General features: G+C 56.3%; 8 protein-coding genes. 2 read left to right on the forward strand and 6 right to left on the reverse strand.

Annotated elements, in window-relative coordinates; all coding sequences use genetic code 11:
• Positions 1–78 precede the first annotated feature (78 nt).
• From proY to phoB, 6 genes are all read right to left on the reverse strand, one after another.
• Positions 79–1,434 (reverse strand): proline-specific permease ProY, encoded by a 1,356-nt coding sequence (gene proY, locus CRO33_RS06485; RefSeq protein WP_097117508.1) that lies wholly within the window; start codon positions 1,432–1,434, stop codon positions 79–81.
• Between the two features lie 67 nt (positions 1,435–1,501).
• Positions 1,502–2,821, reverse strand: a complete 1,320-nt coding sequence (brnQ, locus tag CRO33_RS06490; protein ID WP_097117509.1) for a branched-chain amino acid transporter carrier protein BrnQ — start codon at positions 2,819–2,821, stop codon at positions 1,502–1,504.
• Positions 2,822–3,223: 402 nt separating this feature from the next.
• A complete protein-coding gene (locus CRO33_RS06495) occupies positions 3,224–4,327 on the reverse strand; it encodes a cobalamin-independent methionine synthase II family protein (protein WP_097117510.1) in 1,104 nt (367 codons plus the stop codon).
• Between the two features lie 173 nt (positions 4,328–4,500).
• Complete coding sequence (locus CRO33_RS06500; RefSeq protein WP_045833908.1) at positions 4,501–5,421, reverse strand: PstS family phosphate ABC transporter substrate-binding protein; 921 nt, start codon at positions 5,419–5,421, stop codon at positions 4,501–4,503.
• Between the two features lie 92 nt (positions 5,422–5,513).
• A complete protein-coding gene (phoR, locus tag CRO33_RS06505; RefSeq protein WP_097117511.1) occupies positions 5,514–6,824 on the reverse strand; it encodes a phosphate regulon sensor histidine kinase PhoR in 1,311 nt (436 codons plus the stop codon).
• Positions 6,825–6,839: 15 nt separating this feature from the next.
• Positions 6,840–7,529, reverse strand: coding sequence for a phosphate response regulator transcription factor PhoB (phoB, locus tag CRO33_RS06510; RefSeq protein WP_034830536.1), 690 nt, complete (start codon positions 7,527–7,529; stop codon positions 6,840–6,842).
• Positions 7,530–7,726: 197 nt separating this feature from the next.
• On the opposite strand from phoB, the gene sbcD reads away from it, so the two are divergent.
• Together sbcD and CRO33_RS06520 are read left to right on the forward strand one after the other, a co-directional pair.
• Positions 7,727–8,938, forward strand: a complete 1,212-nt coding sequence (gene sbcD / locus CRO33_RS06515; protein WP_097117512.1) for an exonuclease subunit SbcD — start codon at positions 7,727–7,729, stop codon at positions 8,936–8,938.
• The gene (locus CRO33_RS06520; RefSeq protein ID WP_097117513.1) at positions 8,935–12,612 is read left to right on the forward strand and encodes an SbcC/MukB-like Walker B domain-containing protein; all 3,678 of its coding nucleotides are present in this window, start codon (positions 8,935–8,937) and stop codon (positions 12,610–12,612) included. Before sbcD ends, CRO33_RS06520 begins: the two co-directional genes overlap by 4 nt.
• Positions 12,613–12,782 lie beyond the last annotated feature (170 nt).

Genomic DNA, 12,782 nt, shown 5'->3' on the forward strand with positions numbered 1-12,782 from the left:
ATCTCTCCCGCCCTGAACACTACCTATCCTTCCACGCTTAACGGGCAAACATCCCACCCGTTATGCGCATCAGAATGATCAGGCTTTCCGCTTTTTCGCCAGCGGCCAGGCCAGCAACAGCAGCACAATCCACGCGAAGCCAACATACAGCGACACGCGCGTGTCAGGGAAATAACCGATCAAGGCAATGATGAACACCAGGAAAGCCACGCCAAACCAGGCGGTTTTGCTGCCGCCAGGCAGGGCGAATTGCAGTTTACCCGCCTGCTCTTTGCCAATTTTGCGGCGAAACGCGATTTGCGACAGCAGAATCATGATCCACACCCACACCGTGGCGAAGGTCGCCAGCGACGCGATCACCAGGAACACTTTTTCCGGCATCAGGTAGTTGAGATACACGGCGATCAGCATCGCCACCATCATCACCAGCACGGTGACCCAAGGAATCCCGCGATCCGAGACCTTCTGGAACATCTTCGGCGCATGGCCCTGCTGCGCCATGCCGTGCAGCATACGCCCGACGCCAAACACATCGCTGTTGATCGCCGACAGTGACGCCGTCAGCACCACGAAGTTAAGAATCGATGCCGCCGCCGCGATGCCCAGATGCTGGAAAGTCAGCACAAAGGGACTGCCGGAGGTGCCGACCTGGTTCCACGGATAGATCGACATGATGACAAACAGCGTGCCGACATAGAACACCAGAATACGCAGCGGAACGGAGTTAATGGCGCGTGGAATCGACTTCTCAGGCTCTTCCGCTTCACCGGCGGTGATACCGATAATTTCAATGCCGCCATAGGCAAACATCACCATCTGCAGTGACAGCAGCATACCGACAATGCCGTGAGCGAAGAAGCCACCGTTGGTCCACAGGTTATGGATACCCGTAGGCTGACCGCCGTTGCCGATGCCCCAGAAAATCATGCCAAAACCGGCGATGATCATGATGATAATGGTGGCGACTTTGAAGAAGGAGAACCAGAACTCGACTTCACCAAACACCTTCACGCTCATCAGGTTAATGGCACCGATAATCAGCACCACCGACAGCACCCAAATCCAGTGCGGTACTTCCGGGAACCACACGCCCATGTAGATACCAAAAGCCGTCACGTCGGCAATCGCCACAATCAGGATTTCAAAACAGTAGGTCCAGCCGGTGATGTAACCTGCTAACGGCCCCAGATAGTCCTGCGCGTAGCGCGAAAACGAGCTGGCCTGCGGGTTATTCACTGACATCTCACCCAAGGCACGCATGATGATGTACGCCACCGCACCGCCGATGATGTACGCCAGCAGCACGCTGGGGCCTGCCATTTTGATCGCATCCGCCGAGCCGTAAAACAGCCCGGTACCGATTGCCGATCCCAGCGCCATAAAACGGATGTGGCGCGTGCTCAGTCCGCGTTTGAGCTTGTTGGTTTCTTGCATAACACCAATACCTTGTAAATGAAAAAACCACGGGCAAGCCCGTGGTTGAAATTAACAGCAATGTCGATTACGAGTGGGCAGCGACCTGTTCGCGTCCTTTTGCCCGATCGACCACCGCGGCAATCACCAGCATCACCAGCGATGGCGGCAACCAGGAGAGTCCCTGATCGGCCAGTGGCAGATGCTGGCTAAACAGCGGCAGCACATCTTTAAAATTGGTGGTTTTGATGGCATCAACGATGCCAAACAGCAGGCTCACCAGCATGGTTGGCGCGATAATACGCGTGCTCTTATTCCACCATTTCAGGGTGAAGCTCAGCACCACCAGCACGATGCACGGTGGATAAATCGCCGTCAGCACCGGAATCGAGATCTGAATCAGGTGGCTCAGGCCGAGATTCGACACCACCATCGAGAACAGACCCAGAATAAACACCAGCGTCTTATACGACAACGGCAGGTATTGCGCAAAGAATTCCGCACAGGCGCAGGTCAGGCCAACCGCCGTCACCATGCAGGCCACGAAGATCAGTGCTGCCAGGAAGAAGCTGCCCATGCCGCCAAAGGTCTGCTGCACATACGCATGCAGAATCGCTGCACCATTGGCATTCTGATCAACCAGGCCAGCACTGCCAGAACCGAGTTTGAACAGGCTCAGGTACACCAGCGTCAAGCCAACACCGGCAATCACGCCCGCCAGCATGGTGTAACGGGTCAGCAATTTCGCATCTTCAACGCCGCGAGAACGTGCCGCATTGACGATAACAATACCAAACACCAGCGCACCCAGCGTATCCATGGTCAGATAGCCGTTAACGAAGCCGCTGGAGAAGGCCGCACGCTGGTAATCAGCCGTAGCAGGCGCGATACCACCGGCCGGCCACAGCAGTGCTGCCAGACCGAGAATGGTCAGCGCCACGATTTTCAGCGGAGCGAGGAAGTGGCCGACAGTGTCCAGCAATTTGCCAGGATACAGGGAAATGCCAATCACCAGCGCAAAATAAATCAGGCTGTAGATAAACAGCGGCAGCGCGCCATCACCAGTCAGCGGAGCAATCCCCACTTCAAACGACACGGTCGCCGTACGCGGCGTAGCAAACAGCGGACCGACCGCCAGGTAGCAAACCGTTGCCAGCAACAGACCTGCGGCTTTACCAATTGGCGAGCTGAGGGCATCAATGCCGCCGCCCACGCGCGCCAGGGCGATAACGGTCATCACCGGCAAGCCAACGGCCGTAATCAGAAAGCCGAAAGCGGCAACCCAGACGTGTTCGCCAGACTGAATCCCCACCATCGGTGGAAAGATAATGTTTCCTGCGCCTACGAACAGGGCAAACGTCATGAAGCCCAGCGCCAGGATATCCTTGGAGGTTAAACGATGTGTCATAAACTTCTGTACTGCCTGTAGCTGATGTTGCGGTGGAAGTTGAGTGCGTGTTGTCCTCTGCATGCACAAAAACAAAGGCTTATCTGATGAGTTCAGAGCGTTATGCGGGCCTAATCGTTAAAGCGCAGGTGATTTAATCTACTTTTCTTCTGTTCGCAGAGGGATAAATCGACAACGGCGCAAATTAAAACGTTTATAGCGAAGAAAGGCAATACGGGATCGGAAAACCAGAAGGATATAACAAGAAAGTGACGCAAAGCAGTTTATCAGCGGGGAATAGCGTGAAAACACCTCAGATGATTTGCTTAAAGTTTCCGCATCACGGGAGATCTCCTCGCAAAACCGGGCTCTTAAATGCACAAAAGGCGCGATTTACGCGCCTGTTTGCACAAGTTTACAGCATCACCACACCTGATTGGCGATATCGACCACCAGACGAATCTTCTGCCACTGCTGCGCTTCCGTCAGGCTGTTGCCCTCTTCTGTCGAGGCAAAGCCACATTGTGGGCTGAGGCAAATCTGGTTCAGACTCACAAACTGAGAAGCTTCCTGCAGGCGCGCTTTCACCTGCTCCGGATCTTCCAGTTCACCGTTCTTAGTCGTGATCAGACCCAATACCACTTGCTGATGGCCGGGTTTGATAAAGCGCAGCGGCTCAAAACCACCGGAACGCTCGTTGTCATATTCGAGGAAGTAAGCATCGATATTCACCTGACCAAACAGAATCTCGGCCACCGGCTCATAGCCACCTTCGGAAATCCAGGTTGAGCGGAAGTTGCCGCGGCACACATGCAGACCAATGGTCAGGTCAGCTGGTTTATCTTCCAGCGCTTTGTTCAGCACCTCAGCGTAAATACGCGCCAGTTCCTGCGGATCTTCACCGCGCTCACGGATCTGCTGCTGCTGATCCGAAGAGCACAGGTAAGCCCAAACAGTGTCATCCAGCTGCAGAAAACGGCAGCCCGCCGCGTAGAAAGCCGCGATCGCATCTTTGTATGTCTGCGCCAGGTCAGCAAAGTACGCTTTCAGATCGGGATAGACGGTGGCATCGATCACTTTACGGCCACCACGGAAGTGCAGCACGCTTGGGCTTGGGATGGTCATTTTCGCCACGGCGTCGCCCGCAATGCTTTTCAGGAAGCGGAAGTGATCCAGCATCGGGTGATGTGAATTAAAGGCCACCTTGCCGGTGACTTTCACGCCGTGCGCTTTGGTTTGCACGCCGTTGAACTGGATGCCCTGCTCCGCTTCAAATAGCTCAACGCCTTGCAGATCGCCAAAGAAGTCAAAGTGCCACCAGGCGCGACGGAACTCGCCGTCGGTGACCACTTGCAGGCCGTTGGCGCGCTGCTGCTCGACCACGTGGCGGATTTCTTTATCTTCTACCTGACGCAGCTGCTCAGCCGTGATCTCGCCATTGGCAAACTGCACGCGCGCTTGCTTGATCGCCGCAGGACGCAGAAAACTGCCGACGGTATCGGCACGGAACGGTTGTTGTTGTGGCATGTTCACTCCTGGCTAAACGCATAATTGCGTCAGGGTATAATTTCACCCGGTTATTTATAGCCATCTGGATGGCTAAATGTCCATAAAGAGTGACATGCTGAAACAAATTGGGCAATGGAAGAAAATTCAGGTGACGTGAATAAAATTCATGATCGGGTGCTCGTTCTTCCATTTTACTCAATGGCGGCACGTGCCTGGGCCATCTGGCTTTCGGAAAGTGGCAAATAACCGGCTTCAGTTACCCGGCGCTGCCCTTCAGGTGATAACACCTGATGCAGAAACGCATTCACCAGCGGCGGCAGCGGTTTGCCCGGCGCTTTATTGACGTAAATATAGAGCGGACGCGACCACGGATAGCGGCCGCTGCGAATGGTTTCGGCGTCCGGCATCACGCTATCGCCGCTGGCAGTGACGATGGGCACCATCTTCACGCCGCTTAAGTGAAAACCAAAACTGGCATAACCAATGCTGTTGGGTGTTGCCGCGACGGCCTGCACCACCGCCGCCGAGCCGGGAAACTCCGCGACGTCTGAGCGGAAATCCCCTTTACACAGCGCCTGCTGTTTGAAGAAGCCCCAGGTACCTGATGCCGAATTACGGCCAAAACGCTGAATACTGCGTCGCGCCCAATCTCCCTGGTTGAGGCCAAGATCGCCCCAGTGCTGCGGCACCGAGTGCGCACCACACAGACGAGTGACAGAGAAAAGGGCATCGAGTTGCGGTTGATCGATACGCGTTAGCGGGTTGTCCTGATTGACCACCACCACTAGCGCATCCATCGCCACCGGCACCGCCAGCGGGGGATAGCCGTAGCGCGTGGTAAACAGTTGGCGTTCATCAATTTGCATCGGGCGGCTCATCGCCCCGAGCTGGGCAGCGCCTGCCGCCAGCGCGGTGGGTGCGGTTGAGGATCCAGCCGCCTGTACCTGAACGTTAACGCCCGGTGACTGGCGGCTGAAATCCTCGCCCCATAAGGTCATCAGATAGCCGAGGGTGTCGGAACCGACGCTGCTCAAATTGCCGGTGAGCATGGTTTGTTGGCTTTGTGCCAGCGTAGAGCACAGCAGCAACGTGAACAGCAACAGCGATCTCATCAGGTCTTCCGCAAATCAGGTCAGGAACATTGAACTGCACATTCTGTCGCGCCGCGATTCATCACGCAATCAATTGCGCCACTTCATCGTGCTTAACTGACCTTACTGTGCACGCTCTTCGCCACAATCAAACGTGGCGGCAGCACGAACCTAAAACAGGTTTCCTGATGCGGAATACTGGTGATTTCCAGCCGTGCATTATGGTGACTCAATGCATGCTTAACGATCGCCAGCCCTAAGCCACTGCCGCCGGTGGCGCGCGATCGGGCTTTATCCACCCGATAGAAACGCTCGGTGAGGCGCGGTAAATGCTCCTCGCTGATCCCCGGTCCGTTATCGCACACTTTGAACTCCGCGCCCTCTTTGGTGCGCAGCCAGCTGATATCCAGGCGCGTCCCTTCCGGCGTGTGATTCACCGCGTTGTACACCAGATTAGAAATGGCGCTGCGCAGCTGTTCATCATTACCGAAGACTTTGAGGTGCGGATCGGTGCGGAAATGGATGCTGTGTCGCCCCTGGCTCAGCGTTTCCGCCTCGCGCTGCAACAGTTGCAGCATGCCCGGAACATCCACCGTCTCTTTGAGATCGATAGCCGGTGCGGCCTCGATACGCGACAAGGTCAGCAACTGTTTCACCAGGCTATCCATGCGACGCGTTTGCTCCTGCATGGTATGCAACGCCTTGCCGCGCGTGCGCTCGTTCATCGTCGCATCGTCCATCATCTCCAGATAGCCCTGTAGCACCGTTAACGGCGTACGCAGTTCATGACTGACGTTGGCAAAGAAGTTACGCCGCGCCCCTTCCAGCTGGTGCATTTGGGTGACATCGCGCGCCACCATCAACCACTGCCCTTCGCTGTAGGGCATCACACGGAATTCCATATGATGTTGATTGTTCAGCACCAGCGTCAGCGGCTTGTCAAAATCGCGTTGGCGGATATAGCGGGAAAACTCAGGATAGCGCAGCAAGTTGAGGATGTTCTGGCCATTATCTTCTGGCCAGCGCAGCCCGAGATGCTGTTGTGCCAGCCCGTTGCACCAGAAAATGGTGCCCTCTTCGGTGGTCAGGATCACTGCATCCGGCAGGGATTCCGCGCCGCTACGAAAGCGCTTAATCAGGTTACCCAGCTCGCGACGTCGACGGCGGTTACGCAGTTGCATCTGGTACAAGCCGTAGAACAAGGGCTCCCAGCTACCGCGACCGGCGGGCGGCGTCATAGAACGATCGACCCACAGCCAGTGCGACAGACGCATCAGATTTCTAAAGTGCCAAAACATCACACCTGACACCGCGATCAGCAGTAGCCAGGGCAGATAACCGAACAACAGACCAAGCACCAGCGCGGGCAAACAGACCAGCGCCAGCTCAGTCAATAATCTCTTCCAGGAGAGTCGTTCCAGCACGGTAAAAGACTCCGTTTAGTAGCGGGCAGAGAAACGATACCCTGTTCCGCGTACGGTTTGAACCATGCGATCGTGGCCAGATACTTCCAGTGCTTTACGTAAACGACGGATATGCACATCAACGGTACGATCTTCAACGTAGACGTTGGTGCCCCATACGTGGTTCAGCAGTTGTTCACGGCTGTAAACACGCTCCGGATGCGTCATAAAGAAGTGCAGCAATTTATATTCGGTGGGTCCCATTTCCAGCGGGGTACTTTCCGACATCACGCGATGCGAGGAAGGATCGAGGCTCAGACCCTGCATCTCAATCACCTCTTCCACCGCCATCGGTGAAATACGGCGCATCACCGCTTTGATACGTGCCATCAGCTCTTTCGGTGAGAAAGGCTTGGTGATGTAGTCATCGGCGCCGACTTCCAGACCGCGTACGCGATCTTCTTCTTCACCGCGTGCCGTCAGCATCATCACCGGGATGTCGCGCGTCATGGCTTCACGTTTCAAATGTTTAATAAACTGAATACCGCTGCCGCCAGGCAACATCCAATCCAGCAGAATTAAATCAGGCCAGGGTTCGATCAGCTTACCAATCGCGCTGTCATAGTCTTCTGCCTCAATAGGCTGGTAATCATTCTGTTCCAGCACGAAACATAACATTTCACGGATGGGAGCTTCGTCTTCCACAACCAAAATGCGCTTAGCCATTATAACTCCTGCTTTTGTGACAATAGGTCACTGGGATTTGCGGCGCCATTATGCGTCAGTTTTATGACACTTTTATGAAAAACCCTCCCTATGATAGATAGTGATAAAACAGAAATGTGACAACGACTATCGCTTTTTTTTCTTTGCGATCTGAAGAGGTTATAATTCGCCTTCGCTTAACGAAGCAGGGAGTATTCATGCGCATCATTCACACCGCGGATTGGCATCTTGGTCAGTTCTTTTACAGCAAAAGCCGGGCGGCCGAGCATCAAGCCTTCCTCGACTGGCTGCTGGCACAGATTACGCAGCATCAGGTGGATGCCTTAATCATCGCGGGAGACCTGTTTGATACCGGTTCGCCACCGAGCTATGCGCGTGAAATGTTTAACCGCTTCGTGGTGGCGCTACAGCCAACGCACTGTGAATTGATTGTGCTGGCGGGCAACCATGATTCTGTCGCTACCCTGAATGAATCACGCGAGTTACTCGCCTGTTTAAATACGCGAGTGATCACCAGCGCCACACCACAGGGCGAACAGCAGGTGCTGACGCTGCATCAACGCGATGGCACGCCGGGCGCACTGCTGTGCGCGATTCCCTATTTACGTCCGCGCGATATTTTGCGCAGCCAGGCGGGACAATCCGGGCGCGAGAAGCAGATCTCACTGCTGGAAGCGATTGAGCAGCATTATCAACAGTGTTATGCCGCAGCGCTGGCCGAGCGGGCAGATCGCGCACTTCCCATCATTGCCACCGGTCATCTCACCACCGTTGGCGTGACCAAAAGCGACTCGGTGCGCGATATCTATATCGGCACGCTGGATGCCTTCCCGGCGCAGGCGTTTCCCGCCGCGGATTACATTGCCCTTGGCCATATTCACCGTGCCCAGCGCATTGCTGATAGCGATCATATTCGCTACAGCGGTTCACCGATTCCGCTGAGCTTTGATGAATTAGGTCGCGAGAAAAGCGTGTTCCTGCTGGAGTTCAGCGCTCAGCTGGAAAGCGTCACTCCCCTCCCGATCCCGCAGTTCCAGCCAATGCAGATGCTAAAAGGCTCAATGGCGGAGATCGAACAACAGCTGAGCGAATTTAGCGAGGGAGATCGCGAGCAGCCCGTCTGGCTTGATATTGAAATCACCACGCAAGAATATCTCAGCGATTTACAGCGCCGTGTTGAGCAACTGACCGAAGCCCTGCCGGTGGAAGTGCTACTGGTACGCCGCAGCCGCGAACAGCGTCAGCGCAGCCTGGCACGCATGGATAATGAAACGCTAAGCGAATTGAAAGTCGAAGAAGTGTTCGCCCGCCGTCTGGCGCAGGAAGATCAGTTAGATGCCGAACAAGCCGAGCAACTCACCCAACTGTTCCGCACCACCCTCGCCGCGCTGGAGAACCCGTCCGCATGAAAATCCTGACGTTACGCTTTAAAAACCTCAATGCGCTGCGCGGTGAATGGTTTATCGATTTCCGCCGTGAACCCTTTGCCAGCAACGGCTTATTTGCCATAACCGGCGCGACCGGCGCGGGGAAAACCACCTTGCTGGATGCCATTTGCCTGGCGCTTTATCACCAGACGCCGCGCCTTGGCGTGCTATCCCAGACGCAAAACGAACTGATCACCCGTGACACCGCCGAATGTCTGGCAGAAGTGGAATTTGAGATCAAAGGCGAAGCCTGGCGCGCCTTCTGGAGCCAGAACCGCGCACGCGGCCAGGCGGATGGCAAATTGCAGGCACCGCGTGTCGAGCTGGCGCGCGTGGCGGATAACCAGATTGTGGCCGATAAGGTGGGTGACAAACTCAAGCTCATCGAAACCCTTTCTGGCCTCGATTTTGACCGTTTCACCCGTTCAATGATGCTGTCGCAAGGCCAGTTCGCTGCCTTCCTCAACGCCAAGCCGGGCGAACGCGCCGAACTGCTGGAAGAACTCACCGGCACCGAAATTTACGGCCAAATCTCGATGCAGATTTACGAGCGCTGGCGCACCGCACGCAGCGATCTGGAGACACTGCGCGCCCGCGCTGGCGGCATGATGCTGCTGGATGAGACGCGTCGCACAGAGCTGATGCAGCAGGTTGAAGCCTTAACGGCGCAGGAAAAAACGCTGAGCGAGCAGCTTGAGCAAGCGCAACAGCAACAACAGTGGCTGACGCACTCGCAACAGCTGGCGCAGGAGCAGCAGCAAGTCGAACAGGCGAACCTGGATGCCGAACAGGCATGGCAGCGGGCGGAAAGCGATCGCCAACGCCTGGCACGCGCGGAACCGGCTGAAAAGCTGCGAGAAAAACTTCAGCAGCGTGAGCAGTTGCAACAAGATTACCAGCTCGCAACCCAGCAGGCGCAGCAGCTCCACACGCAGCAGCAAAATGCGCAAACCGCGCTGCAGCAGGGTGAAAAAAGTTATCAGACGGCACAGCAAGCGCGTGAGCAGGCACTCGCCGATCAGCAGCAGCTGGAAACCTTGCTTACCGAACAGGTGATTCCGCTCGACCAACAGCTCGCCAGCCGAGCACAGCAGTTGGCGGAGCAGCAGCGCCTGCATGCGCAACAGTCACAGACAGTGCAGCAAAGCCAGATCGCGCTCAGTCAGCATCTGCTAACACGTGAGCGCTTACAACAGCAGCTGGCAGAACAGCAGACATTTCGCAGCCGTGAAGCGACGGTAGCAGACTGGGGGCCAGAACTGACGCGCTGGCAAGCTGATATCGCCCGTTTCGATGAACGCGAGCAGGCGCTGACACAACTTCGTGCGCAACAGCAGCAGCAAAACGCGCAACTGACCCAGCAGCAGCAGGCGATTGCCGAAGGTAATCGCAGGTTACAACCTCTGCAGCAGGCTGAGACGCAGGCCAGCCAGCAACGTCAGCAAGCGGAGCAGGTACTCACTTCACTTGAGACTGAAATCAGCAGCACCTCACTGCGTGACGCGCTGACACAGCATCAACAGCAGCGCGCGGCACGCCACCAGCTCAGCTTACTGGCGGCGCGCTGGCAATCGTTGCAGCCGCAGTTGCAACAGCGGCAACAAAAACTCACGCTGTTACAGCAACAGCATCAGCAAGACGAACGCGCTTTGCAGGCACTGCGCGACGATTACAAACGTGAGAACCAGACGCTGCTCGATCTGCGCAAAATCTGCGAGCTGGAGCGCACCATTGCACAGTTGGCTGATGAACGCGCCCGGCTGCAGCCCGATCAGCCCTGCCCGCTGTGCGGTTCGTGCCAGCATCCGGCTATTGCGCAGTATCAGCAATTACAACCGGGTGAAAACCAACAGCGGCTGGCGGCACAGGAAGCGCGGGTTAACAAGCTCAAAGAATCAGGCACGGCGAAAAGTGAACAGCACAAGCTGTCGCTGCAGCAGCAGCAGGTGCTGCAACAGGAGATTGCCGAATTCGAACAGCAACTCGCGGTGGCGCGCGAGCAGTGGCAAGCTTTCAGCGGTGAGCTGGCACTTACCTGCACGTTAGATCAGCAGGAAGTCTTTACGGCGTGGCAACAGCAGCAGGATGCGCAGGAAGCCACGCAGCAGCAGCAACTGCAGCAGCGCGAAAATGCGGCGCGAGCGTTACAACAGGCCAAAGACGCGCATCTGGTACAGCAACAACAGTGGCAGCAGCAGCATAGCGCACAACTGCTGGCACAACAGCAACTGAACAACCTGCAGCAAACGCTGGATGAACTTAATCAGCGGGAAACGCAGGAACATAGCGCCTGGCAGCAGTTAGCGCAGCAACTGGAACAGCAGCTTACGGCACATCAGTTTGCGCTGCCCGAACGCGATGCCCGTGCCAGTTGGCTGGCTACGTTGCAGCAGCGCTGGCAAGCCTGGCAGCAGAGTGAGCGCTTGCTGGCTGAGTTACAGCCGCAACTGGCTAAAGCCGACAGCGAGCAGAACAACCTGCAAAGCAACCTGACGCGCGAGCAGCAGCAGCTGGAGACATTGCAGCACGCGCTCAGCAGCCTGCAACAGCAGCACGCAGAACAGCAGCAGCAGCGTCAGCAACTGTTTGGCGATCGTCAGGTGAGCGTTGCGCGTCAGCAGCAGCAGGCCTTGCTGCAACAGTGCGAACAGGCGCTGGCGCAGCAGTTACAACTGTGGCAGCAGGCACAAAGTCAGCTGCACAGCCTGAATGGTCAGTGTGAGCAAATTGATAGCCAACTTCAGGCCATGCATCTGCGTATGCAGGCGGCAGAAACGGCGTTTAACAGCGCACTCCAGCAGAGCGACTTCGCCGACGAGCAGGCATTGCGCAGCGCGTTGCTGGACGAACAGGACATTCAGCATCTGCGCCAGCATCTGCAAGCCCTGGAGCAACAGCGTCAGCAGCAGATTACCCTGCACCAACAGCTGGCGCAGCGCGTCACTGCCCATCAGCAACAGCGCCCTGCCACGCTAAGTGACGAAGTGGCGGCGGGTATCACTGAACAGCTGGAATCCCTGCGTCTGGCCCTGCGCGACAATGCCCGTCAGCAGGGTGAAGCGCAGCAGCAGTTGCACAGTGATGCCCAACAGCGTCAGCAGCAGCAATCATTACTGACGCAGATTGCCAATGACGAGGTGGAGCTGACGCAACTGGGTCGCCTGAATGATTTAATCGGTTCAGCCAAAGGCGATAAATTCCGCCGCTTCGCCCAGGGATTAACGCTCGATCATCTGGTATGGCTGGCGAACCGTCAGCTTGATCGCTTACACGGACGCTACCTGTTGCAACGCCGTGTCACCGATGAGCTGGAGCTGGAAGTGGTCGATACCTGGCAGGCCGATGCCACGCGCGATACCCGCACGCTGTCCGGCGGCGAGAGCTTCCTGGTGAGTCTGGCACTGGCGCTGGCGCTGTCTGATTTGGTCAGCCATAAAACGCGCATTGAATCGCTGTTCCTTGATGAAGGCTTCGGCACGCTGGACGCCGAAACACTCGACACCGCGCTGGATGCCCTCGACGCATTGAACGCCAGCGGTAAAACCATCGGCGTGATCAGTCACGTTGAAGCGATGAAAGAACGTATTCCGGTGCAGATCAGGGTGCGGAAGATGAATGGACTGGGTTACAGCAAGCTGGAGTTGCCGGGGGAATAAACGTCCGTCCCGCCATCAAATGAGCCTCTTTTCACAGGGTGCGGCTGTCTGGCCGCACCTGACATTCAGCTGTGCGTCGTGCGAGCCATTGAGCGAAAAATTCTGGATCTAATCAGAGTCAGAGAAATGCCATAGCAATCCCCTTACTGCTCGGTAAACTGGCCACCATG

The sequence above is a fragment of the Pantoea sp. GL120224-02 genome (assembly GCF_900215395.1).
In the GTDB taxonomy this organism is placed as follows: Bacteria; Pseudomonadota; Gammaproteobacteria; order Enterobacterales; family Enterobacteriaceae; genus Pantoea; species Pantoea communis.

Bases quoted from the DNA above. Each gene is read 5' to 3' on its own strand.
- proY (WP_097117508.1), bottom strand. From the start codon at position 1,434: ATGCAAGAAACCAACAAGCTCAAACGCGGACTGAGCACGCGCCACATC.
- brnQ (WP_097117509.1), bottom strand. From the start codon at position 2,821: ATGACACATCGTTTAACCTCCAAGGATATCCTGGCGCTGGGCTTCATG.
- CRO33_RS06495 (WP_097117510.1), bottom strand. From the start codon at position 4,327: ATGCCACAACAACAACCGTTCCGTGCCGATACCGTCGGCAGTTTTCTG.
- CRO33_RS06500 (WP_045833908.1), bottom strand. From the start codon at position 5,421: ATGAGATCGCTGTTGCTGTTCACGTTGCTGCTGTGCTCTACGCTGGCA.
- phoB (WP_034830536.1), bottom strand. From the start codon at position 7,529: ATGGCTAAGCGCATTTTGGTTGTGGAAGACGAAGCTCCCATCCGTGAA.
- sbcD (WP_097117512.1), top strand. From the start codon at position 7,727: ATGCGCATCATTCACACCGCGGATTGGCATCTTGGTCAGTTCTTTTAC.
- CRO33_RS06520 (WP_097117513.1), top strand. From the start codon at position 8,935: ATGAAAATCCTGACGTTACGCTTTAAAAACCTCAATGCGCTGCGCGGT.